At 72.0% G+C, this 25,626-nt stretch carries 26 protein-coding genes; 15 read left to right on the forward strand and 11 right to left on the reverse strand.

Features of this window, described 5'->3' with window-relative positions; genetic code table 11:
* Nucleotides 1-161 precede the first annotated feature (161 nt).
* On the forward strand, nt 162-2,324 hold the full coding sequence (locus tag ACH4SP_RS17590) for a WD40 repeat domain-containing protein (RefSeq protein ID WP_398415712.1): 2,163 nt from the start codon (nt 162-164) through the stop codon (nt 2,322-2,324).
* Here the strand turns inward: ACH4SP_RS17590 and ACH4SP_RS17595 are convergent.
* On the reverse strand, nt 2,248-3,063 hold the full coding sequence (locus ACH4SP_RS17595; RefSeq protein WP_398415714.1) for a hypothetical protein: 816 nt from the start codon (nt 3,061-3,063) through the stop codon (nt 2,248-2,250). The genes ACH4SP_RS17590 and ACH4SP_RS17595 overlap by 77 nt on opposite strands.
* Here ACH4SP_RS17595 and ACH4SP_RS17600 point away from each other — a divergent pair.
* The 3 genes from ACH4SP_RS17600 (at nt 3,002) to ACH4SP_RS17610 (ending at nt 6,023) form a co-directional block, all read left to right on the forward strand.
* Nucleotides 3,002-4,153 carry an RNA-guided endonuclease InsQ/TnpB family protein gene (locus ACH4SP_RS17600; protein ID WP_398415716.1) on the forward strand — a complete coding sequence of 384 codons (1,152 nt, stop codon included), beginning with the start codon at nt 3,002-3,004 and terminating at the stop codon, nt 4,151-4,153. The genes ACH4SP_RS17595 and ACH4SP_RS17600 overlap by 62 nt on opposite strands.
* 101 nt (nt 4,154-4,254) lie before the next feature.
* Complete coding sequence (locus ACH4SP_RS17605; RefSeq protein WP_398415718.1) at nt 4,255-5,364, forward strand: hypothetical protein; 1,110 nt, start codon at nt 4,255-4,257, stop codon at nt 5,362-5,364.
* 197 nt (nt 5,365-5,561) lie between these two features.
* Complete coding sequence (locus ACH4SP_RS17610) at nt 5,562-6,023, forward strand: GNAT family N-acetyltransferase (protein ID WP_398415720.1); 462 nt, start codon at nt 5,562-5,564, stop codon at nt 6,021-6,023.
* Between the two features lie 99 nt (nt 6,024-6,122).
* On the opposite strand, the gene ACH4SP_RS17615 is transcribed toward ACH4SP_RS17610, so the two are convergent.
* Both ACH4SP_RS17615 and ACH4SP_RS17620 read right to left on the reverse strand, forming a co-directional pair.
* Complete coding sequence (locus tag ACH4SP_RS17615) at nt 6,123-6,857, reverse strand: SDR family NAD(P)-dependent oxidoreductase (RefSeq protein WP_398415723.1); 735 nt, start codon at nt 6,855-6,857, stop codon at nt 6,123-6,125.
* Nucleotides 6,854-7,978 carry an LLM class flavin-dependent oxidoreductase gene (locus tag ACH4SP_RS17620; RefSeq protein ID WP_398415725.1) on the reverse strand — a complete coding sequence of 375 codons (1,125 nt, stop codon included), beginning with the start codon at nt 7,976-7,978 and terminating at the stop codon, nt 6,854-6,856. The genes ACH4SP_RS17615 and ACH4SP_RS17620 overlap by 4 nt, the downstream gene beginning before the upstream one ends.
* Nucleotides 7,979-8,079: 101 nt before the next feature.
* Here ACH4SP_RS17620 and ACH4SP_RS17625 point away from each other — a divergent pair, with 101 nt between their 5' ends.
* A complete protein-coding gene (locus ACH4SP_RS17625; RefSeq protein WP_398415727.1) occupies nt 8,080-8,700 on the forward strand; it encodes a PadR family transcriptional regulator in 621 nt (206 codons plus the stop codon).
* A 205-nt stretch (nt 8,701-8,905) separates the two neighbouring features.
* On the opposite strand, the gene ACH4SP_RS17630 is transcribed toward ACH4SP_RS17625, so the two are convergent.
* On the reverse strand, nt 8,906-9,421 hold the full coding sequence (locus ACH4SP_RS17630) for a flavin reductase family protein (RefSeq protein WP_398415729.1): 516 nt from the start codon (nt 9,419-9,421) through the stop codon (nt 8,906-8,908).
* 103 nt (nt 9,422-9,524) lie between these two features.
* On the opposite strand from ACH4SP_RS17630, the gene ACH4SP_RS17635 reads away from it, so the two are divergent.
* The 4 genes from ACH4SP_RS17635 to ACH4SP_RS17650 are packed head-to-tail and all read left to right on the forward strand — an operon-like array spanning nt 9,525 to nt 13,626.
* Complete coding sequence (locus ACH4SP_RS17635) at nt 9,525-11,144, forward strand: FadD3 family acyl-CoA ligase (protein WP_398415731.1); 1,620 nt, start codon at nt 9,525-9,527, stop codon at nt 11,142-11,144.
* Nucleotides 11,141-12,304, forward strand: coding sequence for an acyl-CoA dehydrogenase family protein (locus ACH4SP_RS17640; protein WP_398415733.1), 1,164 nt, complete (start codon nt 11,141-11,143; stop codon nt 12,302-12,304). The genes ACH4SP_RS17635 and ACH4SP_RS17640 overlap by 4 nt, the downstream gene beginning before the upstream one ends.
* Before the next feature lie 42 nt (nt 12,305-12,346).
* Nucleotides 12,347-13,063 carry a vWA domain-containing protein gene (locus ACH4SP_RS17645; RefSeq protein ID WP_398415735.1) on the forward strand — a complete coding sequence of 239 codons (717 nt, stop codon included), beginning with the start codon at nt 12,347-12,349 and terminating at the stop codon, nt 13,061-13,063.
* A complete protein-coding gene (locus ACH4SP_RS17650; protein WP_398415737.1) occupies nt 13,060-13,626 on the forward strand; it encodes a HutD family protein in 567 nt (188 codons plus the stop codon). The genes ACH4SP_RS17645 and ACH4SP_RS17650 overlap by 4 nt, the downstream gene beginning before the upstream one ends.
* 75 nt (nt 13,627-13,701) lie before the next feature.
* Here ACH4SP_RS17650 and ACH4SP_RS17655 read toward each other — a convergent pair whose 3' ends face one another.
* From ACH4SP_RS17655 to ACH4SP_RS17675, 5 genes are all read right to left on the reverse strand, one after another.
* Nucleotides 13,702-13,926, reverse strand: a complete 225-nt coding sequence (locus ACH4SP_RS17655; protein ID WP_398415739.1) for a hypothetical protein — start codon at nt 13,924-13,926, stop codon at nt 13,702-13,704.
* 117 nt (nt 13,927-14,043) lie between these two features.
* Complete coding sequence (locus tag ACH4SP_RS17660; RefSeq protein ID WP_398415741.1) at nt 14,044-14,421, reverse strand: VOC family protein; 378 nt, start codon at nt 14,419-14,421, stop codon at nt 14,044-14,046.
* Between the two features lie 45 nt (nt 14,422-14,466).
* On the reverse strand, nt 14,467-15,411 hold the full coding sequence (locus ACH4SP_RS17665; protein WP_398415743.1) for an acyl-CoA dehydrogenase family protein: 945 nt from the start codon (nt 15,409-15,411) through the stop codon (nt 14,467-14,469).
* Nucleotides 15,411-16,556 (reverse strand): acyl-CoA dehydrogenase family protein, encoded by a 1,146-nt coding sequence (locus tag ACH4SP_RS17670; protein ID WP_398415746.1) that lies wholly within the window; start codon nt 16,554-16,556, stop codon nt 15,411-15,413. The genes ACH4SP_RS17665 and ACH4SP_RS17670 overlap by 1 nt, the downstream gene beginning before the upstream one ends.
* Nucleotides 16,557-16,561: 5 nt before the next feature.
* Nucleotides 16,562-17,437, reverse strand: a complete 876-nt coding sequence (locus ACH4SP_RS17675) for an enoyl-CoA hydratase (protein WP_398415748.1) — start codon at nt 17,435-17,437, stop codon at nt 16,562-16,564.
* 49 nt (nt 17,438-17,486) lie between these two features.
* Between ACH4SP_RS17675 and ACH4SP_RS17680 the strand changes: the two genes are divergently transcribed.
* From ACH4SP_RS17680 to ACH4SP_RS17705, 6 genes are all read left to right on the forward strand, one after another.
* Complete coding sequence (locus ACH4SP_RS17680; RefSeq protein ID WP_398415751.1) at nt 17,487-18,632, forward strand: acyl-CoA dehydrogenase family protein; 1,146 nt, start codon at nt 17,487-17,489, stop codon at nt 18,630-18,632.
* Nucleotides 18,629-19,414, forward strand: a complete 786-nt coding sequence (locus ACH4SP_RS17685; protein ID WP_398415753.1) for an SDR family oxidoreductase — start codon at nt 18,629-18,631, stop codon at nt 19,412-19,414. Before ACH4SP_RS17680 ends, ACH4SP_RS17685 begins: the two co-directional genes overlap by 4 nt.
* Nucleotides 19,415-19,435: 21 nt before the next feature.
* On the forward strand, nt 19,436-20,050 hold the full coding sequence (locus ACH4SP_RS17690; protein WP_398415755.1) for a TetR/AcrR family transcriptional regulator: 615 nt from the start codon (nt 19,436-19,438) through the stop codon (nt 20,048-20,050).
* 23 nt (nt 20,051-20,073) lie between these two features.
* The gene (locus ACH4SP_RS17695; protein WP_398415757.1) at nt 20,074-21,231 is read left to right on the forward strand and encodes an acetyl-CoA C-acetyltransferase; all 1,158 of its coding nucleotides are present in this window, start codon (nt 20,074-20,076) and stop codon (nt 21,229-21,231) included.
* A 274-nt stretch (nt 21,232-21,505) separates the two neighbouring features.
* Nucleotides 21,506-21,709: a cold-shock protein gene (locus ACH4SP_RS17700; protein WP_003969786.1), complete on the forward strand. Its 204-nt coding sequence runs from the start codon at nt 21,506-21,508 to the stop codon at nt 21,707-21,709.
* Nucleotides 21,710-21,858: 149 nt separating this feature from the next.
* Complete coding sequence (locus ACH4SP_RS17705; protein WP_398415760.1) at nt 21,859-23,565, forward strand: DEAD/DEAH box helicase; 1,707 nt, start codon at nt 21,859-21,861, stop codon at nt 23,563-23,565.
* Nucleotides 23,566-23,593: 28 nt separating this feature from the next.
* Here ACH4SP_RS17705 and ACH4SP_RS17710 read toward each other — a convergent pair whose 3' ends face one another.
* Together ACH4SP_RS17710 and ACH4SP_RS17715 are read right to left on the reverse strand one after the other, a co-directional pair.
* Nucleotides 23,594-24,523: a tyrosine-protein phosphatase gene (locus ACH4SP_RS17710; RefSeq protein ID WP_398415762.1), complete on the reverse strand. Its 930-nt coding sequence runs from the start codon at nt 24,521-24,523 to the stop codon at nt 23,594-23,596.
* Between the two features lie 30 nt (nt 24,524-24,553).
* Nucleotides 24,554-25,621 (reverse strand): NAD(P)H-dependent flavin oxidoreductase, encoded by a 1,068-nt coding sequence (locus ACH4SP_RS17715; RefSeq protein ID WP_398416308.1) that lies wholly within the window; start codon nt 25,619-25,621, stop codon nt 24,554-24,556.
* Between the last annotated feature and the right edge of the window lie 5 nt (nt 25,622-25,626).

The following is a 25,626-nucleotide window of genomic DNA, read 5'->3' on the forward strand; positions in this document are numbered from 1 at the left end:
GCTGACCGGCAGCAGGTGGCCGCGCGCCGCCCTCATCGACGTCCGGATGGACGAGGCCGTGCGCACCGCCCCCCCAACTGCGGCGCGCGGCCGTCGCGCCCGGCATGCCGGTGGAGGCCGGTTTCCGGCCGTCCGCCGTGGGCGTCCCGTACGGCTTCGACATGCGCACGAGCCGACTCCCCGAGCCCATCGCGTACAGCCCCGACGGCGAACTCCTCGCCGTCGGCAGCGAGGACGGCGGCGTCCTGCTGTGCGGCACCGACAACGGCCTCGCGCTGCGCACCCTCCAGGGTCACGTCGGCCGGGTGTACGCGGTGAAGTTCCGCCCCGACACCATCGCGACGGGCGGCGCGGACGGCACCGTACGCCTGTGGGACCCGGTCTCCGGGCGCATCAGGCACCGCCTCGACGTCCACCCCGACGGGGTGTGGCCCGTCTCCCTCGACACGGCGGGCGGCCGCCTCGCCACCGGCGACCGGGAGGGCCTGGTCACCGTCTGGGACACCGCCACAGGACAGCCCCTGCACCGGCTGCCGGGGCACACCGCACCCGTCTACACGACGGTCTTCAGCCCGGACGGCAGGCTCCTGGTCACCGGCGACGCGGGAGCCCGGGTCCGGATCTGGGACCTGGCCACCGGCCGCTGCGTCCAGGAGGCCCCGGGCCACCAGGGGGCCGTCTACCGGGCCAGGTTCAGCCCGGACGGCTCCCTCCTCGCCACCGCCGACATGGGCGCGGAAGAAGCGGGCGGGCACGGCACGGTCCGTATCTGGGCCACCGAGGGAATCCGCCTCCTGCACGAACTCAACGGCCACGCCGGACGCGTCTACACCCTCGACTTCCACCCCTCGGGAACCCTCCTCGCCAGCGGCGACACCGAAGGCCGGATCCGCCTCTGGGACCCCGTCGTCGGCACCCCGGCCGGGGCCCTGGAGAGCTTCACCGGAGCCGTCTACCAGGTCCTCTTCGGCGACGATGGCAGGCTCCTCGCCGCCTGCGACAGCGACGGCGCCGTCCGGGTGTGGACGGTCGCCGACCGCCGCAGCGGCGGCCACACCGTCACGCTGCGCCCCCGCCAGCCCGCCGAGCACCGGGGCGCCGCCTGGGCGTGCGCGTTCCGCCCCGGCGACAGCCAGCTCCTCACCGTCGGCAACGACGGCGGCGCGCGCATCTGGGACGCAGCGACGGGGCAGGGCAAGCGCATCCTGCGCGGTCACGGCCGCCGGGTCGCCGGGGTCGCGTTCAGCGCGGACGGCGGCCAGCTCGCCGCCACCGGCAACGACGGCGTCGTACGCCTGTGGGACACCCGCACCGGGCAGCGCAGCCACGAACTCACCGGCCGCGGCGACCGGTTGGTGTCCGCCGCCTTCAGCCCCGCCGAAGCCGTGCTCGCCACCGCGAGCAACGACGGCGACATGTACCTGTGGAACCCGGCGGGCGGCGAGTACCTCCGCGAGTTCGACGCGGAGACCGAGCACATCTGGGCGGTCGCCTTCAGCAGCGACGGCGTCCTGCTCGCCACCGCCAACGACGACGACTCCGTACGCCTCTGGTACCGCTCCACCGGCGCCCACGTCTCCCACCTCGACCAGCACCGGGGCCGGGTCCGCTCGATCGCCTTCCGGCCCGGCGGCGGAATCCTCGCCACCGGCTGCGACGACAGCCACGTACGGATCTGCGACGGTACGAACGGCGAGCTGCTCGCCGACCTGGCCGGGCACACGGACCGGGTGTACGGGGTGGCGTTCGGGCAGGGCGGCCGGGGCTCGGGTGCTCGGGGCCCGGATGCTCAGGGCTCGGGTGCTCAGGGCGAGTGGCTGGTCAGTGCGGGCTGGGACGGCACGGCCCTGATCTGGCGGGACGGCGAGGTGGCCCACCGGCTCGAAGGGCTCGGCGGCCGGTTCTGGACGGTCGCCGCCCATCCCACCCGCCCGCTCGTCGCGGCGGCCGGCGACGACCGCCGCATCCTGCTCTGGGACGCCGACACCGGGGAGCAGGTCGCCGACCTGGCCGGGCACACCGGCCGGGTGCTGTCGGTCGAGTTCTCCCCGGACGGTACGACGATGGCCAGCGGCGGCGAGGACGGCACGGTCCGGCTGTGGAACCTGCGGCCCGACGGCTCCGCCACGCTGCGGGCCATCCTCGTCGGCGTACCCGACGCGTGGGCGGCGCTCACTCCGGGCGGCGGGTACAAGAGCGAGGGGGACGTGGACGGCGAGTTCTGGCACGCGGTCGGCATGGCCCGCTTCACCCCCGGTGAGCTGGACGAGTTCCTGCCAGGGGTGCACCGGCTGCCGCTGGGCGAGGAGCTGCCGGGACGGTGAGCGGCTCTGCGTCGAGGGGCCGGGCGGCGAGCGGCCGGGAGTCGAGCGGCCGGGTGGTGAGCGGCTGGGTGGTGAGCGACTGAGGGGTGAGCGGCTGGGCGTCGATCGGCTCGGGTACGGGGCGGAGCATCCACCGCACGAGGAGCGCGGCTCCCGTCATGACGACCGCCACCACGGCCAGCGCGAGCTTCCACGCGTAGGTGAACTCGGCTGCCAGCACGGCCTGTCGGGCCCCTTCCAGCTTGCCCGCCGCCACGTCCGCCGCGAGCTTCCCGTCACCGAGCCGCGTTCCGAGCAGCCCGATCAGGGCCGCCCCGAAGACGGCCAGCATCAGCGAGTTCGAGCCGGCCCGGACCGTGCTGAGGAGGCCGGACGCCATCCCGATGCGGGACTGGTCGACCATGCTCATCGCCTGGCCGTCGACCAGCCCCATGGCGAGTCCGTTCGCGATGCCGATCAGGGCGAGGGGCGCGGCCAGCTGCGCCGCCCCGATGCCCGGGTGCAGGAACGCGACGAGGAGCGCGTTGCCGGTGGCGGACAGCGAGAGGGCGGTGACCAGCAGGTGGCGGGTGCGGTTAGGCGGCAGTATTGCGGCCCGGCGAATGTTCGAATTCCGTTCCCCTCGCGGTGCCCCACGGTGCGTTGTTAGCGTGCGGGGCGTGAAGCTGGTGGTGCGGGTGAAGCTGCTGCCAACGCCCGCACAGGCGTTGGCTCTTGAGGCGACCCTGCGCGCCTGCAATGAGGCGGCGATCTGGCTGGCCGCCCAGGCTTTCGAGTGCAAGGTGACGTCCCGGGCCGGGTTGCAGGTGCTGGCGTACGTGGAGTTGAAGGCGCGCGGTCTGTCCGCGCAGCCCGCGCTGCATGTGCTGCGCAAGGTTGCCGACGCCTACACCACGCTGCGGGCGAACGTGAAGGCCGGGAACCTTGGCAAGCCCGGCTCGAAGCGGCGCGCCAAGGCGACCGGCAAGCCGGTGACCTTTCGGGCGGGTGCGGCCCAGCCTTTTGACGATCGCTGCCTGTCCTGGCAGCACCAGGACCGCACGGTGTCCATCTGGACCACCACCGGCCGCATGAAGAACGTGGCCTTCACCGGCCGGGCCGAGCAGCTCGCCGTCCTCGCCGCACACCGCAGGGGCGAGACGGACCTGCTGTGCCAGGACGGGCAGTGGTATCTGGTCGCCACCTGCGAGATTCCCGAAGCCGAGCTGAACACCGAGCCCGACGGGTTCGTCGGGGTGGACCTGGGGATCGTGAACATCGCCTCCACCTCCACCGGGAAACGGTTCTCGGGTCGGCGTCTGAACCGGCGGCGGGAGGCGGACCGCAGGCTGCGGTCCAAGCTGCAGAAGAAGGGCACGAAGTCCGCGAAGCGGCGGGCGAAGCGGCATGCGGGCAAGGAGGCCCGGCGGGCCCGCGACATCAACCACAAGATCAGCAAGCAGATCGTGGCGGAGGCTCAACGCACCGCACAAGGGGTCGCCCTGGAGAACCTCACGGGCATCCGCGAGCGGGCACGGCTACGCAAGCCCCAACGCGTCACGCTGCACTCCTGGACCTTCCACCAGCTCGGGACCTTCCTCGCCTACAAGGCGCGGCGTGCCGGGGTTCCGGTGGTGTACGTGAACCCTGCGTATTCCAGCCAGGAATGCTCCCAGTGCCATCACATCGACAGACGCAACCGGCCCGCACAGGCCCGGTTCGCGTGCAGGTCCTGCGGCTTCGTTGAGCACGCGGACCTGAACTCGTCCCGGATCCTCAGCCAACGCGGCTGGGCAGCCTGGGTCTGCGGGGCCGAGTCACAGGCCCCTGCCGTCACGCTCATCGCGTGACGGCTGGACGCAGCCGGGCCTCGCCGAAGCCATCGACGACCCGAGCAGCAAACCCGGGACTTCAGCCCCGGGCAGTTGACGTGAGACGGAGTTCCGACACCATGGACAAGCTCCGCAACCGGGCCGAGGCCCAGAAGATCGCCGCCCTGCTCGGCCTGGGCGAGGACCCCGACAGCCTCGCCTTCCTGTACGCCCTGCCCTCCGCCGACGTACGAAAGCTGCGCGAGCAGACCGCGGCCGCCCTCTTCGACGGGCAGCCGGAGATGCTCGACCGCATCGCGAAGGCCACCAAGCTCGTCCCCGCGGGCGTCGCCGCCGCCATCTCCCAGAAGGCGCTCGGCCCCCGCCTGGCCGCCGCCGTCGCGGGCCGCCTCGAACCCCACCGGGCCGCCGACATCATCGAGAAGCTGCCGGTCCCCTTCGCCGCCGAGTCCTGCCCGCACCTGGACCCGCGCCGCATCGCCGGCATCGTCGACAGCCTCGACGAGAACCTCCTCGTCCGCATCGCCGTCGCCCTCGCCGAACGCGGCGACCACCTCACCATGGGCCGCTTCGTCGGCGACATCCGCGACTCCGCCCTGGAGCGCATCCTTCCGCAGATCTCCGACGACCTCGTCCTGCGCACCGGAGTCGTCGTCGACCGCCCCGAACGCCTCGGCCAGATCATCGAGTTGATGGGCGAGGAGCGCCTCGCCAAGGTCGTCGGTGCCGCCTCCGCGAGCGGTCTGTGGCCCGAAGCCCTCGCCGTCGCGGGTCTGGTCACCGGTGAACAGCGCGTCCGCATCGCCCAGTTGGCCGCCGCCCAGCCGCCCGACGCACTGGACTCCCTGGTGCGGGCCACGGCCGAGCAGGACCTCTGGGAGTCCCTGCTGCCGCTGGTCGCCCTCCTCGACGAGAAGGAGCGCCGCGCCGTCGCGGTCCTGCCCTCGCTGCGCTCGCCCGAAGTGCTCGCCCAGGTCGTACGCGCCGTGGTCGCGACCGGTCTGTGGAGCGAGTTCCTTCCTCTGGTGGAAGTGCTCCCCGACGACTCCCGCAAGGTCGTCGCCGACGCGGCGAGCGCCCTCGACGGCACGGAGCTCGACGCGCTCGCCCGCGAGGTCGGCCGGCACGACCTGTGGGAGACGGTGCTGCCGCTGGTCGAGCTGATGGACGACGGAGCGAAGCAGCGCATCTTCGAACTCCCGGCGTTCCAGGAGCAGTCGGCCCCCTGACGCCGCCCCTGATTCCACCCCTTGATTCCACCCCCTGATTCCACCCCCGACCCCGGTGCTGGAGCTGGACAGAACGTCCGTCGGCGAGTACACCCAGTGACAAGGTTCGTGCACAGTCACTGGGGGGCGAGGGGAATGAGGACGGAATGTGGCCTCAAAAGGAGAGTTTCTTACCGAAGTGCGCCGAATCGGCGGAAGTGCGATCCGCTACGGAACGTGACCTCCCCCGGCTGGCGGCGCTGGACTGCGCGGCCTACGGTGCCGAGGCCTACGGGTATCCCGTACTGCGCCAGCTCCTCGACGTGCACGGCGGCGGGCTGCTGGTGCTCGACGGCGGTACCGAGAGCAACGGCCTGGCCGGATACGTACTGATCGCCAACGCGGCCCGCTCCTGGGAGAGCTGGCTCCTCAGCCTGGTCGTCGACAAGCGCTACCAGGGGTGCGGCCACGGCCGCAGGCTGCTGTCCGAGGCGGTACGGCTGGCCGAGCGCAGCGGAGTGAGCGAGATCCGGGGGAGCGTGGAGCCGGGCAACCGTGCGGCTGTCGGGCTCCTCCGCTCCCTCGACTTCGTCGTGGAGGCCGACGTGGCGGACTACTCGGGCCCCGGTGAGCACCGGCTGGTGATGTGCCGGTCGATCAGCCGGTACCCGATGAGGTGAGCGGGGGCGGCGTCCTCGTGCGGCCGTGCGCCAGGATCGTACGGCCGCGCACCCGCGTCATCGGGCCGCGCACCCGCGTCGTCGGGCCGTGCGCCCGCGTCATCCGGCCGTGGATCCGCCGTCGACGGTGAACTCCGTTCCCGTGATGTACGACGACGCGTCCGACACCAGGAACCGCACCAGCTCGCCGACCTCCTCCGGGCGCCCGATCCGGCCCAGCGGCAGGTGCGACCAGTCCCGGCCGGCCGTGGACGCGATCATCGGGGTGTCGATCGCCCCGGGATGCACGGAGTTGACCCGGACCCGGTACTTCGCCAGGTCCAGCGCGGACGAGCGGGTCAGCCCGCGCAGGCCGAACTTCGTCGACCCGTACGCCGCGTGGCCGGGGATGCCGACCAGGCCCGCCGTCGACGACACGTTGACGATCGAGCCGCCGCCCGCCTCCTTGAGTGCGGGCAGCACCGCCTGGATGCCGAGGAAGGGGCCGAGGAGGTTGACCCGGATCAGGGCCTCGAAGTTCTCCCGCGTCTCCGTCTCGACGGACGCGGTGCGCCACAGGGCGGCGTTGTTGACCAGGGCGTCGATCCGGCCGAAGGTCTCCCGCGCGGCCGCCGTCACCTCCGCCCAGCTCGCCGCGTCCGCCACGTCGTGCCGTACGAAAAGGCCTTGCCCGTCAAGGGACTTGACGACCTCGCGGCCCTCCGCCTCCCGGATGTCCGTGACGACCACCCGCGCCCCTGCCTCGGCGAACAGCCGGGCCTCGGCCGCACCCTGGCCGCGACCGGCACCGGTGACGACGACGACCTTGCCCTCCAGCGTGATGCCCGTGCTCACTTGCCCTCCAAAGCCCTGAAGTGGGGAATCACGGTCTCGCCCCACTGGCGGATGGTCTCCATGCACGCCTCCTGCGGGACCGTGCCCATCTGGATCAGGCACATCACCTCGTCGACGCCGATCTCGCGCAGCTGCTCGACGTAGCCGATCGCGGTCTGCGCGTCGCCGTACGCGTGCTCGGCGTTGAACGTGCCGGTGTCGACCGGGCGGGCCGGGATGTTCGCCTCGTGCAGCCTGGCGACCAGCTCGTCACGGTTCTTGGCGAGGGCGGCGACGTGGTCCTCGTGCTCCGCGTGACCGGTGGGCGCGGGCCCGTTTCCGTACCAGTGCGCGATCGACTCGGCGAAGAAGCGCTGGCCGCGCGTACCGATGCGCAGGGCCCGCTCGGCGTCGTCCAGGACGATCGTCGGGCAGAGCGCGGAGAGGTGGTCGTTGACCTCGGTGGAGACGGAGCGCTCCCCGCTGCGGGTCGCGATCGCCTCGTCGTACACCTTGCGCATCTCGCGCACGTCGTCGGCACCGGCGAAGCCCATCACCAGTGCGCCGATGCCGAGTTCGGCCGCCAGCTTGAGGGTGTCGTGCTTCGAGCAGGCCATGAAGAGGGGAGGGTGCGGGTCCTGCACCGGGCGGGGCAGGACCGCGCCGGGGCCGATGTCGATCGAGCCGTGCCACTCGAACCGCTCCTCGCGCCAGGCGCCGGAGAAGATCCGCAGGGCCTCCTCCATCTGCGGGTAGGTGTCCTCCGGCCGGACGCCGTACATGGACATCTCCTGGCGGGTGGCCCCGCGCCCCGCGCCGATGTCGACCCGGCCGCCGGAGAGCACGTCGAGCATCGCCGCCCGCTCGGCGACGCGCACCGGGTGCTGGTAGCCGAACGGCATGGTGACCACGCCGTGGCCGATGCGGATCCTCGACGTACGGGCGGCGACCCAGGTCAGGAAGATCTCGGAGGCACTCATGTGCGCGTACTGGGAGAGCGAGTGGTGCTCGACCGCCCAGATGCGGTCGAAGCCCATCTCCTCGGCGAACACGGCCTGTTCGACGCAGTCGTTGATGACCTGGCGCTCGCGTTCGGGGGTGGGGTCGGCGAGCTGGGCCTCGAAGATCATCGAGAACTTCATGCTGTGATCCTCCCTCGGTTATTTCGAATAGGAATACTTCTAGCAGGCATACACCGGCCTGAGGAAGAGGGCGTGCGGGGTCCGCCCGTAGACTGCCGGGCGTGGCGAAGAAGGAAGCGGCAGACGACGGCGTGCGCGACGGCGGGGCGGAGACGGCCCTCCCGGGGCTGCCCGCGACGAGCTGGGCGGTGCTGGGACTGCTCTCCTTCGGTGAGGAGCTGTCCGGCTACGACCTGAAGAAGTGGTCGGACTGGTCGCTGCGGTTCTTCTACTGGAGCCCGTCGTTCAGCCAGATCTACAGTGAGCTGAAGCGGCTGGAGAAGGCCGGTTACGCCTCCTCGCGCCTGGTCGCGCAGGAGACCGGGACGCGCGACAAGCGGGTCTACCGGATCACCGGCTCGGGCCTGGACGCGGTGCGCCGCTGGGCCCGCGAGGCCCCGGTCGACCCGCCGGTCCTCAAGCACGGCCCGATGCTGCGGCTCTGGCTCGGCCATCTGCTGGAACCCGAGCAGATGCGCGAAGTCCTCGCTCAGCACCGGGAGTTCGCGGAGAAGATGCGCCGCCGCGCGGTCGCGGACGTGGAGGGCGCGAAGGGCGAGGCGGCCTGGGCGTACCCGACGCTGACCCTGAAATGGGCCGAGCGCTACTACGCGTCGGAACGCGACCTGGCCGACGAGATGCTCACCGACATCGAAAACCTGGAACGCGACACCCGGTCATAGGGGGCGCTCCAGAAGGGGCGCCCTCCAGGGGCGCGGGGCTGTGTTGACTGTGCGGCTCCGCTGCGTGGGCGCGCCCAGCCACGAACAACCCGCACATCCCCAACCACCCGCTAAGGGGCGCGGGGCTGTGCTGACCGTGCGGCTCCGCCGCGTGGGCGCAACCAGCCACACTCAACCCGCACATCCTGCCCCCCCCCGGCAGGGGTCACCGCACCACCCGCCCGTACCCCCGCCGAAAGTAGACCAACGGCTCACCTTCCCGCCGCACGGCGAGATCCGTGACCCGCCCCAGCACCACCGCATGGTCGCCCCCGTCGAGCACGTCCCCCAGCTCGCACTCGATCGTCGCCAGCGCCCCCTCGATCAACGGCGCCCCGTACGCCCCCGGCGTCCACCGCACCCCGGCGAACTTGTCCCCGCCCGTCACCGCGAAGCGCACGCACAGCGACTGCTGGTCATGGCCGAGGATGTTCACCGCGAAGCGCCCCGCCGCCCGGATCCTCGGCCAGGTCGACGACGTGTGCGCCGGGCAGAAGCAGATCAGCGGCGGGTCGAGCGAGACCGAGGAGAAGGACTGCACGGCCATGCCGACCGGCCGCCCGTCCGGTCCGAGTGCGGTGACGAGGGCGACCCCCGTGCAGAAGGCGCTCATCGCGGTCCGCATGTCGATTCCCTCGACTGTGCGGTGCGGGTCGGCGAGGGTGGGCGTTGCGGTGGCCATGATGAACCTCCGGTTTATGTCTACTAGGTATATGCCTAACCGAAACACCTGTGATTGGATACCGGCCACGCTCGCACGTCAAGTAGGCACGTAGGAGGGTTCCTTGAGCAGCTCCCCGCATCAGCAACCCCGGCCCCCCTCGACACTCGCGGCCCTCCCGCAGTACGCCGCCGACGCGTACGGGCAGCGCGAGGCGCTCGCCGACGGAGAGGTCCGCTGGACCTTCGCCCGGCTGAACGAGGAGATCGCCGCGGCCGCCCGTGCCGCCGTCGCCCACGGCGTCCGCCCCGGCGACCGCGTCGCGGTCTGGGCCCCCAACAGCCGCCAGTGGATCACTGCCGCACTCGGCGCGGTCGGCGCGGGCGCCGCCCTCGTCCCCGTCAACACCCGGTACAAGACCGCCGAGGCGGCCGACATCGTCCGCCGCAGCGGTGCCACCGTCCTGTTCGCCGAACGCGGCTTCCTCGGCACCGACTACGTCGCCGCCCTCCACGGCTCGGGCGAGGACCTGGGCGCCCTGCGCTCCACCGTCGTCCTGCGCGGCGAGCCCGGCCCACGGACCACCGGCCGGACCACCGCCTGGGCCGACTACCTCGCCGCGGGCGAGCGCGTCGACGACGCCGAGCGCCTCGCCCGTATCGCCGCCGTCGCCCCCGACGACCTCTCCGACATCCTCTACACCTCGGGAACCACCGGGCGCCCCAAGGGAGTCACCACCACCCACGCCCAGACCGTCCGCCTCTACGACGACTGGTCGCGCCTGGTCACCCTCCGCGAAGGTGACCGCTACCTCCTGGTCAACCCCTTCTTCCACGCCTTCGGCTACAAGGCCGGTGTCATCGCCTGCCTGCTGAGGGGCGTGACGATGCTCCCCGAGACCGTGTACGACGCCGACCGCATCCTGCACCGCATGGCCGCCGAACAGGTCAGCTGTCTGATGGGCCCGCCGACCGTCTTCCACGGCCTGCTGAGCCACCCCGAACGCGCCTCCCACGACCTGTCCGCGCTGCGCCTGGCCGGCACGGGCGCCGCAGCCGTCCCCACCGAACTCGTCGAGCGGATCCGGAACTCCCTCGGAGCGCCGGACGTTTTCACGGCATACGGACTCACGGAGTCGGGCGGCGTCGTCTCCGTCTGCCCCACGGACGCCGACGCCCGGACCGTCGCACACACGGTCGGGCTGCCCGTCCCCGGCACGGAGGTGCGCATCACCTCGCCGCTGGGCGATGCGCTGCCCCCGGGCGAGCCCGGCGAAGTACAGGTGCGCGGGTATCACGTCACCCACGGCTACCTGGACGACGAGGCCGCCACCGCGGAGGCCGTCCTGCCCGACGGCTGGCTGCGCACCGGCGACATCGGCGTCCTCGACGCGCGCGGCTACCTCACGATCACCGACCGCCTCAAGGACATGTACGTCGTCGGAGGCTTCAACGCCTACCCGGCCGAGGTGGAGAACGTCCTCCTCGGCCACGAGGCCATCACCGACGTCGCCGTGGTCGGCGCCCCCGACGACCGCCTCGGCGAGGTCGGCGTCGCCTTCCTCGTCACGACCGCACCCCTCACCCCGGAAGCACTGACCGCGTGGACGCGCGAGCGCCTCGCCAACTTCAAGGTCCCGCGCCGCTTCGTCACCGTCGAGTCCCTGCCGCGCAACGCGGGCGGCAAGCTCCTCAAGGGCGAACTGCGGCGCGCAGCAAGAGGAGAAGGAGACCGGATCGCATGAACTCTCACACCCCGAAAGCCCACAGCCCGAAAGCCCACACCCCGAAAGCCGACACCCACACTCTGAACCCCGGCGCCGAGCAGGAAGAACTGCGGACGGCCGTGCGCTCCGTCCTCGCCCGGCACGAGGGCCACGCCGCCTGGGCGCCCCTCACCCGCGACATCGGCGTCGCCGCCCTCACCGTCCCCGAGGAGTACGGCGGCCTGGGCTGCACCGGCCGCACCGAGGTCCACGTCGTGATGGAGGAACTGGGCCGGGCCCTGAGCCCCGTCCCCTACCTGGGCTCGGCGGTCCTCGCCACGGAAGCGCTCCTCGCCTCCGGCAACGAGGACGCCTGCGCCCGTCTCCTGCCGTCCCTCGCCGACGGCACCTCCGTCGCCGCGCTCGCCTGGGCGGAAGCGGCGGGGGAGGGCGACGGCAGCCGCGGCAGCTGGGCGGCCGCCGACCTCGCCACGACCGCCGAGGAGTCCCGGACCAGCGGCGACTGGCTGCTGACGGGCACCAAGGAGTACGTCCCCGCCGCGGAGCGCCCGGACGTCCTCCTCGCCTTCGCCCGCACCCCGGCCGGCCCGGCGCTCTTCGAACTCCTGCCGGGTGCGGGGGAGTTCACCGCGCTGCCCGCCATGGACCGCACCCGCCCGCTCGCCCGGATCACCCTGGACCGGGCCCCCGCCCGCCTCCTGTCCACCGACGGCGCCCGCATCCTCGCCCGGGTCCGCGACCTGGGCTGCACCGCGCTCGCCGCCGAGCAGGTCGGTGCGGCGGCCCGCGCACTGGAGATCACCGTCCAGTACGCCAAGGACCGCGTTCAGTTCGGCCGCCCCATCGGATCCTTCCAGGCGGTCAAGCACCGACTGGCCGACCTGTACGTCCTCGTCGAGGCGGCCCGCTCGCTGGCCCTCGCCGCCGCGGACTCGGGAGCCGCCGCCGCACCTGCCGCGGCCGCCAAGGCCGCGTGCTCCGAGGCGTACGAGAAGGTCGCGGGCGAGATGATCCAGCTGCACGGCGGCATCGGCATCACCTGGGAGCACCCGGCCCACGACTTCTTCAAACGGGCCCACGGCACTGCCCACTTCCTCGGCTCGGCAGCCGGTCACCGCCGCCGCCTGGCCAGGCTCCTGGGTTTCGACGCCCCGGCCCGCCCCACCGTGATCGCGTAACCTCGGCAGCCGGGAACGTACGCAAGGAAAGCGGGTCCGCGCATGCCCATCGACCTCCGCAAGATGGAGGCGACCGCCCCCGCGCTCGTCAGCCTCTACAAGAGCGCCGGCGTCAGCCTGCACAAGCACCGGCTGGCCGGGCAGCGCGCGGCGGTCTACCTCGTCGTCGACCACTCGGGCTCCATGAAGCCGTACTACAAGGACGGCAGCGTGCAGGCCCTCGCCGACCGGGTCCTCGGCCTGGCGGCGCACTTCGACGACGACGGCACCGTCCCCGTCGTCTTCTTCTCCACGGAGGTCGACGCGGTCACCGACATCGGCCTCGCCAACCACCGGGGCCGCGTCGAGGAGATCGCCGCGGGCCTCGGCCACATGGGGAGGACCAGCTACCACCTGGCCATGGACGCGGTCATCGACCACTACCTGGACAGCGGGTCCGCCCACCCCGCCCTGGTGATCTTCCAGACGGACGGCGGGCCGATCAACAAGCTCGCCGCCGAACGGTACGTCTGCAAGGCGGCAGGGCTCCCGCTCTTCTGGCAGTTCGTCGGCTTCGGCAACACCCGCAGCAACCAGTTCGACTTCCTCCGCAAGCTCGACGAACTCGCCGTCCCCGAGAAGCGGTTGGTCGACAACGCGGGCTACTTCCACGCCGGCGAGAACCCGTCAGAGGTCCCCGAAGCGGACCTCTACGACCGGCTGCTGGGCGAGTTCCCGGCCTGGCTGACGGCGGCCCGCGCACAAGGGGTGCTCCGATGAGGGTCCTGCGCGCCGCCGACCGCACCGCCGTCCCCTGGAAGAACGGCGGCGGCATCACCCGTGAGATCACCGGCTTCCCCGCGGGCGCGTCGGCAGCCGCCTTCGAGTGGCGCGTCAGCCTCGCCGAGGTCGCCGCCGACGGCCCGTTCTCCGTGTTCCCCGACGTCGACCGCATCCTGACGATGGTCGAGGGCGCGGGCATGGCCCTCACCCTGAACGGCACCGAACCCCGTCTCGTCGAAACGCGCCACGTCCCCCAGCACTTCCCCGGCGACGTCCCCACCGACTGCCGCCTCCTCGAAGGCCCGGTGGCCAACCTCAACGTCATGTACCGCAGGGGCACGGACGTCACGGCGCACGTGGAGGTCGCAGGCGGGCGGGTCCGGCCGGTGACGCTCCCGCCGCACGGCGGCACCGTGGTGATCGTGGCGCTGGACGCCCCGGCGGCCCTCCCCGGAGCGGGCCTCACCCTCGGCCCGTACGACGCGGTGGTGTGCACGGAGGACCCGGGCGTCCTGCACACGGACGGCCGTGCGGCGGTCATCACGGTGCGGCACGGCTGAACACGGCTGCGCCCCCGCACCAGGGGTCCTGGAGTGCGGGGGCGCAGAGGCGAGTTGCGGACCAGCCGGTACGGACTACTGGTTCCCGGCGGCGGACTGTCCCGCCCGGGCGACGTCCGTCGCGGCCTGGGCGGCGGTCTGGGTGACGGTCTGCGTCGTGGAGCCCGTCACCTCGTCGAACAGCTCGCCCGAGACCGGCAGCGAACCGAGCTGGTCGGCGGGCTCGGCGGCGTGCGCACCCGGGGCGGGGGAGACCAGGGCGGCGACAAAACCGGCGGCGAGGGAGGCAACGGCAGCCACGCTTCGTTTCTTCATGCCCTGCCCAACGCGCGGCGGGCCGAACGGTCACGCCCTCGGTGGGCGACCAGGCGGAACGGTCACGCCCTCAGTGGGCGACCAGGCCGAACGGTCACGCCCTCAGTGGGCGACCAGGCAGAACGGGTGCCCCGCCGGGTCCGCGTACACGTGGAACCCGCGGCCGGACGCGACACGGTCCAGCACCGTCGCACCCAGCGCCACCACCTCCGCGTGCGCGGCGCCCAGGTCCTCGACCGCCAGGTCCAGGTGGAACTGCTGGGGAGACTCCGGGTCCGGCCAGCGCGGCGGGCGGAAGTCCGCGGCACGCTGGAAGGCGAGGACCTGGCCGTCCGGGGTGTGGACGGTCGACCAGTCGTCGTCCAGGGACCACTGCGGGTCCGGGCGGTTGACCGCTCCGCCCGTCAACGCCGCGTAGAAGCGCGCGAGTCCGAGCGGGTCGGGACAGTCGAGAACGGTGCACTGAAGTCTGGCGATCATGCGCCGAGGATAGGGGCTCGCGCGGCGCGATCCGCGGGGCAGGTCCTACCCCGCCACCACCCGTCCCCTGCACCGCGCAGGCGTCCCCCACGCGTCCCGCAGGGGCCTGGCCTTGCGCAGCCACAGCGAGAGGTCCAGCTCCTGGGTGTAGCCGACCGCCCCGTGCAGCTGGAGCGCCGTGCGGGCCGCCGCGTACGCCGCCTCGCCCGCCGTCACCTTCGCCGCCGCGATGTCGGCGGGGGCCATGCTCAGCGCCGCCCCGTACAGCAGCGGCCGGGCGAATTCGAGCCCGACCAGGGTGTCCGCCAGCCGGTGCTTCACCGCCTGGAACGCGCCGATCGGCGTCCCGAACTGGGTGCGCTGCTTCGTGTACGAGACCGTCTGCGCCAGCAGCGCGTCACCGACGCCGAGCACCTGCGCGGCGGTCAGGAAACACGCGAAGTCCCGTGCGGCGGCGGTCGTTTCGGGCGTCACGGAGACCGGCTCACCCGCCGCCGGACGGTACAGCCGCCGCGCCGGGTCGGCCGACACGTGCGGCTCCCCGCCCGGCGGGGCGAGGGCGGGCTCCGGCGACAGTACGAACACGGCGTCGGCGGCGTCCGCGTCCAGCGCGTACCCACCCTCCTCCGCCAGCGACACCATCGCCGAGCCCGCCGCGATCCGCGGCAGCCACTCCTTCGCCAGGGCGGGGCTGTCGGCGAGCAGCACCGCCGCCGCAGCCGTCTCCACGTACGGTCCCGGCACGGCGTGCCTGCCCAACTCCAGGAAGGCAACGGCGAGTTCGACAGGCAGCACGCCCATTCCTTCGTGCGTCTCCGGCACGGCCAGCGCGAAGACGCCCGCCTCCGCGACCCGCGCCCACAGCTCGCGGCCGGGGCCGTGGTCCCCGGCCTCCCAGGCCCGTACGGCCGCCGGGGTGTCGGCCGAGGTCAGCATCGCGTCGAGCGAGCGGGCGAAGTCCTTCTGTTCACGGCTCTGCAGGAAGCGCATCAGCGGCGGCCCTTCGGGAGGCCGAGCAGGCGCTCGGCGATGATGTCGCGCTGGATCTCGTTCGTACCGGCGTAGATCGGGCCGGCGAGCGAGAACACATACCCCTCCGCCCACTCGCCCTCGGCCAACTCGCCGTCAGGACCCAGGAGTTCGAGCGCGGTCTCGTGCAGGGCGATGTCGTACTCGGACCAGAAGACCTTGTTCAGGCTGGACTCGGCGCCGACGGTCTCCCCGGTGGCGAAGCGCGAGGCGGCCCCCCAGGTGAACAGCTGGTACGCGCGCGCCCCGATCAGCGCGTCCGCGACCCGGTCGCGCAGCGCGGTGTCGGACGGGTCGGCCCGCGTGCGCCAGTCGGCGGCCAGCCGGTCGGCGGCGGCCAGGAAACGGCCGGGGGAGCGGAGCATGAGACCGCGTTCGTTGCCGGTGGTCGACATGGCGATCCGCCAGCCCTGGCCGACCTCGCCGATGACGTCCTCGTCCGGTACGAAGACCTCGTCGAGGAAGAGCTCCGCGAAGGCGGGCCTGCCGTCGAGCCGCCCGATGGGACGGACGGTGACCCCGGGCGCCCGCAGGTCGAACATCAGATAGGTCAGCCCCCGGTGCGGCCGGTCCGCGTGCGGGTCGGTGCGGAAGATGCCGAAGGCCCGGTCGGCGAACGCGGCGCGCGAGGACCAGGTCTTCTGGCCCGAGAGCAGCCAGCCGCCCTTCGTCCGCACGGCAGTCGAGCGAAGGGACGCCAGGTCGGAGCCGGACTCGGGTTCGGACCAGGCCTGCGCCCAGACGACCTCACCGGTCGCCATCGACGGCAGCACCCGCGCCCGCTGCTCCTCCGTCGCGTGGTCGAAGAGGGTCGGCGCGAGGAGGTTGATGCCGTTCTGCGAGACCCGCCCCGGCGCGCCCGCCGCGAAGTACTCCTCCTCGAAGATCAGCCACTGGAAGATGTCCGCGCCCCGGCCGCCGTACTCCTCGGGCCACGACACGACCGACCAGCGGTCGGCGGCCAGGCGGGCCTCCCACGCGCGGTGGGCGGCGAAACCCTCCTCGGTTTCGAGGGAGGGGAGCGGGGCGGCCGGGACGTGGGCCGCGAGCCACTCCCTGGCCTCGGTGCGGAAGGCGTTCTGCTCGGCGCTGAAGTCCAGGTCCATGGGGGTCAGTTGCCCGCCTTCTTCTTCATGGCGGCCACGTCCATGCCGCCCAGCGAGTCCTTCGCGGTCTCCGCGTTGTGCGCGTGCGCGAGGTGGTGCAGGCCGAAGACGGAGTCCATGCCGGTGTGCAGGCCCTGGAGGTCCTCGGCCTGGTTGACGGCACGCTTGGTGAGGGCGAGACCGAGGCGCGGCATCTCGGCGATCCGCTCCGCCAGTTCACTTGTACGTACGGCCAGTTCGGACCGCTCCACGACCCGGTTGACCATCCCGACCTCGTACGCCCGGCGTGCGCTCATCCGGTCGCCGGTGAACAGGAACTCCTTCGCGATGCGCGGCGGCATCACCCACGGGTGTGCGAAGTACTCGACGCCCGGAATCCCCATCCGTACGACGGGATCGGCGAAGAACGCGTCGTCCGACGCCACGATCAGGTCGCACACCCACGCCAGCATCAGCCCGCCCGCCACGCACGCCCCCTGCACGGACGCCACGACCGGCTTCGGCAGCTCGCGCCAGCGCCTGCACATCCCCAGGTACACCTCGGACTCGCGGGCGAACCTGCTCTCCGCCCCCGCCTTGTCCGAGTGGTCCCACCACAGGCCCGCCCTCCGCTCGAAGGGGAGGTGGGCGTCGCGCTCGGGGGTGCCGATGTCGTGCCCCGCGGAGAAGTGCTCGCCCGCGCCGGCCAGGACGACCACCTTGACCTCGTTGTCCTCCGACGCCCGGTAGAAGGCGGCGTCGAGGGCGTACGTCATCGCGGAGTTCTGGGCGTTGCGGTAGCGGGGCCGGTTGAGGGTGACGTACGCGACCGGGCCCCGGCGCTCGTACAGAACGGGCTCGGAAGCGGGGGTACCGGATGTGTCGGGCGTCTCGGCTGTCATGGTGGAACCATCCTTCCCTAACAAGTGTTTGGTAGGTTAACGTACGGCCATGAGCAGCGTCGAGGAGTTCCGCACCGAGATCCGGAACTGGCTACGGGACCAACTCGGCGGCGAATTCGCCGAGTTGAAGGGCCGGGGAGGCCCCGGAAGGGAACACGAGGCGTTCGCCGAGCGCCTCGCCTGGGAGCGGCACATGGCCGCCCACGGCTGGACCTGCGTCGGCTGGCCCGAGGAGTACGGCGGCCGGGGCGCGAGCGTGGCGGAACAGATCGCCTTCCACGAGGAGTACGCCCTCGCGGACGCTCCCGCCCGCGTCAACCACATCGGTGAACAGCTCCTCGGCCCGACCCTCATCGCGTACGGCACCGAGGAGCAGAAGGCCCGCTTCCTGCCGCCGATCGTGGCGGTGGAGGAACTGTGGTGCCAGGGCTACAGCGAACCCGACGCGGGCTCCGACCTCGCGAACGTCCGCACCAGGGCGGCGCTTTCGCCCGAGGGGGACGCGTGGGTGGTCAACGGCCAGAAGATCTGGACGTCCCTGGCCCACGAGTCGCAGTGGTGCTTCGTCGTCGCCCGCAGCGAACCGGGTTCGCGCCGGCACGCGGGGCTCTCGTACCTCCTGGTCCCCATGGACCAGCCGGGCGTCGAGGTCCGGCCGATCGTCCAGCTGACCGGGACGTCCGAATTCAACGAGGTCTTCTTCGACGACGCCCGCACCGACGCCTCGCACGTCGTGGGGGAGCCCGGCGACGGCTGGAGCGTCGCGATGGCCACGCTGGGCTTCGAGCGCGGCGTCTCCACCCTCGGCCAACAGGTCGGATTCCGCCGGGAGCTGGAGTCACTGGTCGAAGTGGCCAGGCGCAACGGCGCCCTCGCCGAACCCCGCGTGCAGGAAGGCCTCGTACGCGCCTGGACGGGGCTCGAAGCGATGCGCGCCCACTTCAGGCGCGGCGACGTCGAGCCTTCGGTGGCCAAGACGTACTGGGCGACCTGGCACCGCGACCTCGGCGAACTCGCCATGGAGATACGCGGCGCGGCCTCGCTGCTGGCCGAGTCGGCGCCGTACGAACTCGACGACTGGCAACGGCTGTTCCTCTTCTCCCGCGCCGACACCATCTACGCGGGATCGGACGAGATCCAGCGCAACATCATCGCCGAGCGCGTGCTCGGACTTCCCAAGGAGGCACGGGCGTGAGCACAGCACCCGCATACGTGAAGGGGCACGGGCTCCTGGCCGGCCGCAGCGCCGTCATCACCGCGGCGGCCGGCGCCGGGATCGGCGGCGCCACCGCGCGCCGCTTCCTGGAGGAGGGCGCCCGGGTCGTCATCGGCGACGCGCACGCACGGCGGCTGAAGGAGTCGGAACAGGCGCTCACCGAGGAGTTCGGGGCCGACAGGGTCACCTCCCTGCCGTGCGACGTCACCGACGAGACCCAGGTCCAGGCACTCTTCACCCGGGCCGCCGAGATCCACGGCGGCCTCGACCTCGTCGTCAACAACGCCGGGCTCGGCGGCACCGCCGACCTCGTCGACATGACCGACGACCAGTGGTCGAAGGTCCTGGACGTCACCCTCAACGGCACCTTCCGGTGCACCAGGGCCGCCCTGCGCGCCATGAAGGAGGCCGGCAACGGCGGCGTGATCGTCAACAACGCCTCCGTCATCGGCTGGCGCGCCCAGGCAGGACAGGCCCACTACGCCGCCGCGAAGGCGGGCGTCATGGCGCTCACCCGGTGCGCGGCGGTCGAGGCGGCCGACTTCGGCGTACGCGTCAACGCCGTCGCCCCCAGCCTGGCCATGCACCCGCACCTGGTGAAGGTGACCACCCCCGAACTCCTGGCGGAGCTGACCGCGCGCGAAGCCTTCGGCCGGTACGCCGAGCCCTGGGAGGTCGCCAACGTCATCGTCTTCCTCGCCAGCGGCTACTCCTCGTACATGACGGGGGAGACGGTCTCGGTCAGCAGCCGGCATGCGTGAGCGCTCGACCACAATGAGCGGGTGCCTACCAAGAAGAAGCCCCAGGTGACCGCATCCCCCGAGCGCCGTCGCGAACTCCTCGACACGGCGGCCGAGGTGTTCGCCGCGCAGGGCTACAACGCCACCACCGTCCGCAAGATCGCCGACGCGGCGGGGATGCTCGCCGGCAGCCTCTACTACCACTTCGATTCCAAGGAATCGATGCTCGACGAGATCCTCTCGACCTTCCTGACCGAGCTGTGGGAGGGCTACGACACCGTACTCGCCTCCTCGCTCGGCCCCAGGGAGACCATCGAGGCCCTCGTCACCGAGTCCTTCCGGGAGATCGACCGGCACCGCGCCGCCGTCGCCATCTACCAGAAGGAGTCCCGGCACCTGTCCGCGCAGCCCCGCTTCCACTACCTCGCCGACTCGCAGACCAAGTTCGAGAAGGCCTGGCTGGGGACGCTGGAGCGCGGCGTCGCCGACGGGGCCTTCCGGGACGACCTCGACATCCGCCTCACGTACCGCTTCGTGCGCGACACGGTGTGGGTGGCGGCGTCCTGGTACCGGCCCGGCGGCCAGCACAGCCCCGAGGAGATCGCCCGCCAGTACCTGTCGATGGTGCTGGACGGAATCGCCGTACGCACCGAATGAACCCCTGAAACGGAGACCCCGTCATGGCCGAGGCCTACATAGTCGAAGCGGTACGCACCCCCGTCGGCCGGCGGAAGGGCGGACTCGGCGCCGTCCACCCCGCCGACCTCGGCGCACACGTCCTGAAGGCCCTGGTCGAGCGCTCCGGCATCGACCCGTCCGCCGTCGAGGACGTCGTCTTCGGCTGCCTGGACACGGTCGGCCCGCAGGCCGGCGACATCGCGCGCACGGCCTGGCTGGCGGCCGGGCTCCCCGAGGAGGTGCCGGGCGTGACCGTCGACCGCCAGTGCGGCTCCTCGCAGCAGGCGGTCCACTTCGCCGCGCAGGGAGTCCTCTCCGGCACCCAGGACCTGGTCGTCGCGGGCGGCACCCAGAACATGACGCAGATCCCGATCGCCTTCGCCTCGCGGCAGGCCGCCGAACCGCTGGGGCTGACGCAGGGCCCGTACGCCGGGTCCGAGGGTTGGCGCGCCCGGTACGGCGACGCTCCGGTCAACCAGTTCCACGGCGCGCAGCTGATCGCCGAGAAGTGGGGGATCTCGCGCCGCGACATGGAGGAGTTCGCGCTCCGCTCGCACCTGAGGGCGCTGCGGGCGATCGACGAGGGCCGCTTCGCGCGGGAGACGGTGGCGTACGGGGACGTGACGGTCGACGAGGGCCCGCGCCGGGACACCTCGCTGGAGAAGATGGCGGGACTCAAGCCGGTGATGGAGGGCGGCACGATCACCGCCGCGTGCTCCTCGCAGGTGTCCGACGGCGCGGCGGCGATGCTGATCGCCTCCGAGCGGGCCGTACGGGAACACGGGCTGACCCCGCGCGCCCGCATCCACCACCTCTCCGTACGGGGCGAGGACCCCATCCGCATGCTGTCGGCGCCGATCCCCGCGACGGCGTACGCGCTGAAGAAGACCGGGATGTCGATCCAGGACATGGACCTGGTCGAGATCAACGAGGCGTTCGCACCGGTCGCCCTGGCGTGGCTGAAGGAGACGGGCGCGGACCCGGAGCGGGTGAACGTGAACGGCGGAGCGATCGCCCTCGGTCACCCGCTGGGCGCGACCGGCGTCCGGCTGATGACGACGCTGCTGCACGAGCTGGAGCGCACGGGCGGGCGGTACGGCCTCCAGACGATGTGCGAGGGCGGCGGGCAGGCGAACGTGACGATCATCGAGCGGGTATAGCGGCGGAATTCCGGGCGAACGACCGGAGACCGGCCATGTGGCGCCTGACTTGGCAAGTTCCACCGCGCGCCTGCCGCGGGGGCGTGCTACGGTAGACGAGTTGCAGTTTTGGTACCCATGAACTTTATGTGCGCCTGACGAGAACGCTTCGACAGGTGCACATTTGTTTTTCCGGTCATTGCCGGTTTCCGGCTCTCCGGATGGGGTCATTGCGGCGACGAGGAATTCGTAAAGTGCGGATTTCCGGCTCTGCCCCTGTTTTAGGAGATTTAAAATGGCTACTGGCACCGTGAAGTGGTTCAACTCGGAAAAGGGCTTCGGCTTCATTGAGCAGGACGGCGGCGGCGCCGACGTCTTCGCCCACTACTCCAACATCGCCACCTCGGGCTTCCGCGAGCTCCAGGAAGGCCAGAAGGTTTCCTTCGACGTCACGCAGGGCCAGAAGGGCCCGCAGGCGGAGAACATCGTCCCGGCCTAATCGCCCGGACGCGAACCTCTAGCCGGGGCCCGCACCGTGAAGGTGCGGGCCCCGGCTTGTTGTTGTGTTCGCAAGGCCCCGTGCCGAGCGCGTCGCGGGCCGCGACGCAGCCGTTCCCAGGCTGTCCCCAGGAAGAAGGCAATTACTGCATGACCCGTTTCGAACGATCCTCCTCCGAGCGCACCGGCCGTCCGGCGCGCAACCGACCGTCGAGTGCCGCCCCGTCCCGGGGCCGCGGCAAGGCTTCGACGAAGAATTCCGGAAAGGGCCCTGCCCGCCGGTCCACGCCGCCCCAGGGTGAATTCGCACTGCCGGAGACCATCACCCCCGCGCTGCCGTCGGTCGAGGCTTTCGAAGCGCTGGACATGCCTGCCGCACTCCTTAAGACGCTCGCCGCGCAGGGGGTGACGGAGCCGTTCCCGATCCAGGGCGCGACGCTGCCGAACTCGCTCGCCGGCCGGGACATCCTGGGCCGCGGCCGGACCGGCTCCGGCAAGACGCTGGCCTTCGGCCTGGCGCTGCTGGCCCGTACCGCAGGACGACGCTCCGAGCCGCACGCGCCGCTCGCGCTCGTCCTCGTACCGACGCGTGAACTCGCCCAGCAGGTCACGGACGCGCTGACGCCGTACGCGACCGCCGTCAACCTGCGGCTGACCACGGTCGTCGGCGGCATGTCGCTCACCAAGCAGGCGAACGCGCTGCGCCGGGGCGCCGAGGTGCTCGTCGCCACGCCCGGCCGCCTGAAGGACCTCATCGAGCGGGGCGACGCCCGGCTCGACCAGGTCGCCATCACCGTCCTCGACGAGGCCGACCAGATGGCCGACATGGGCTTCATGCCGCAGGTCGTCGCGCTGCTCAAGCAGGTCGAGCCGGGCGGGCAGCGGATGCTGTTCTCGGCGACGCTGGACAAGAACATCGACAAGCTCGTGAAGATGTTCCTGACCGACCCGGTCGTGCACTCGGTGGACCCGTCCGCCGGCGCGGTCACGACGATGGAGCACCACGTGCTCTACGTCATGGACGAGACCGAGAAGAAGGCCGTCGCGGCCCGGATCGCCGCCCGCGAGGGCCGCGTGATCATGTTCGTGGACACCAAGAGGGCAGCCGACCGCTTCGCGAAGCGCCTCCTCGCCGCCGGTGTGTACGCGGCCGCGCTGCACGGCGGGCGCTCCCAGCCGCAGCGCAACCGCACGCTGGAGCAGTTCAAGACCGGCAAGGTCACCGCGCTCGTCGCGACCAACGTGGCGGCCCGCGGCATCCACATCGACGACCTCGACCTGGTCGTCAACGTGGACCCGCCGACCGACCACAAGGACTACCTGCACCGCGGCGGCCGTACCGCCCGTGCCGGTGAGTCCGGCTCCGTCGTCACGCTCGTCCTCCCCGAGGAGAAGCGCGAGATGACCCGGCTGATGAGCGACGCGGGCATCGCGCCGCACACCGCCCGGGTCAAGTCCACCGACGAGGAGCTGGCGACCATCACGGGCGCGCGCGAGCCGTCCGGTGTCGCCGTGGTCGTCGAGGTGCCGGTACCGGTGCAGCAGCAGCCCGCGAAGCGCCGTCCGTCCGGCTCCGGCGGCGGCTCCGGCCGTCCGTCGTCCGACGGACGCAGCCGGACCCGCGGCCGTCGTGGCGGCGGCGGTGGCACCGGCGCCCCTGCCGGTGGCGGCGGTACGGCGACGGGCGGGCGTCCGTCCCGTCCGGCGCGTGCCGGATCCGCCTCCGGCGGCGGCCAGGGCCAGTCGCGCGGCACGGGTCAGCCCCGTACCGGCGGCGGCCAGTCCCGCACCGGCGGCGGACAGGGCCAGTCGCAGCGGCGGCAGGGCGGCGGCCAGGGCGGCCGCCGCGCCGCCTGAGGACGTGGGACAGGGGGCTGACGGTTAGTCAGCCGACCAGCTGGGCCTGGAGCTTCGCCAATGTGCGGAGGTCCAGGCCCAGCCCCTTCTGCAGATACCCGTGCAGGCTGCCGTAGCGTGCCTCGACCTCCGCGAGGGCGGTGTCCAGGTATCCGTCGCGGACCTCCTGGAGGGGGATCAGCAGGTCCGGGTTCTGCATCAGGCCGGCCTGCTTGAGGCCGTCGCGGACCTTCTTGTCTGCCGCGGCCCGGATGGCGTTCGAGGCGAGGTAGTCGCCGCGGGCCGTCGCCTCCGGCACACCCAGGGCGCGCAGCAGTACGTAGGTGGTCCAGCCCGTACGGTCCTTGCCCGACGTGCAGTGGAAGAGGACCGCGCTCCTCGACGTGCTGTTCGCGATGTCGCGGAAGGTGGCCGCGAACTGCGCGGTGTTCGCCGGGTCCGAGATCAGCGTGCCGTAGACCCGCTTCATCAGGTCCGAGCCCTTGCTGCCGCCGAGCGCCTCCTCCTGCTTCACCGGGTCCCTGGTGGCGATCGCCGCCATCATCTGCCCGTACAGACCACTGTCGTTGACCGGGCGCGCGGTGACCGTGAGGCCCGGCGGGAGGCGGTCCTGGCCGTCGTACTGGATCTCGACCGGCACCCGGTAGTCGATCACCCTGCCCAGCCGCAGGCCCGCCAGGGTCACCAGGTCCTGGTCGGTGAGCCTGCCGAGGGCGTCCGCACGGTAGACACGGCCGTGGCGGACGGTGTCGCCGCCGTAGGTGCGGTAGCCGCCGACGTCGCGGACATTGACCGCGCCCTGCAGGGGTATCTGGCGGGCGGTGCTGCCGTGCTGGCGGGCCTGCGCGGCGGCGGCCGGCTGCGCGGGTGCCCCGGCGAGGGCCGTCGCGGGCAGTGCGCCGAGAGCGAGAGCGGAAACGACCGCGCCTGTGGCCAGCCGGACTCGGTTGCGGCTCATCGGGTCAACTCCTGTGAGGGGAAAGGGCGATCACCCTGGTGATGGCAGGGCGTGGAGCGCGTGCAGCTCTGCGAGTGCGGCCTCGGCCTCACTCATGACACGTGCCACTAGCTCGGCACAGCTCGGCAGGTCCTCGATCAGACCCGCGACCTGCCCCGATGCCATGACGCCGAGATCGGTACGACCGTCGACCATCGAAGCCTTCAGCAGCATGGGGGTGTTGGCGGCCAACAGGACCTGACCCCAGGACAAACTCTTGCCGTGCTTCATGGCGAGCCCGTCGCGGACCATCTGCGACCAGGTCAGTCCGGAGAGCTTCTTGAAGGAGGCCGCGCGCAGCACCGCCTGCGCGAGCGCTCTCGTCCGCCCCGACCGCTCCAGGGACTCGACGAGCTCCGAGCGGAGCATCCGGTGCGGGAGGCCGTCGACGGCGGTGGTGACGGTGACGTCCTTGACCGTCGCCGCCAGGTACTTCGCCTTCACGGCGTCCGGCACGGTGGAGTCCGAGGTGAGCAGGAAGCGGGTGCCCATGGCGACGCCGGCCGCGCCGTACGCGAGGGCCGCCACCAGGCCGCGTCCGTCGTGGAAGCCGCCCGCCGCGACGACGGGGATGTCGACCGCGTCCACCACCTGCGGCAGCAGCACGGTCGTTGCCACCTCCCCGGTGTGCCCGCCGCCCTCGCCACCCTGCACGAGCACCGCGTCCGCACCCCACGCGGCGACCTTCTCCGCGTGGCGGCGCGCCCCGATCGACGGAATCACGACGACGCCCGCGTCCTTCAGCTCGGCGATCAGCTCCTTGGACGGGGCGAGCGCGAAGGACGCCACCTTCACGCCCTCGTCGATGATGATCCGCACCCGGTCGCGGGCGTCCCCCGCGTCCGCCCGCAGGTTCACGCCGAAGGGCGCGTCGGTGCGGGACTTGACCTCCTTGACGGCCTGCCCCAGCTGCTCGACGGTCATCGTCGCGGAGGCGAGGATGCCGAGCGCCCCCGCGTTCGCGGTCGCGGAGACCAGGCGGGGGCCCGCCACCCACCCCATGCCGGTCTGGACGAGGGGATGGCGGACACCGACGAGGCGGGTGAGCGCGGTCTCCATGACGG

The sequence above is a fragment of the Streptomyces sp. NPDC021093 genome (genome assembly GCF_044333135.1).
GTDB lineage: Bacteria > Actinomycetota > Actinomycetes > Streptomycetales > Streptomycetaceae > Streptomyces.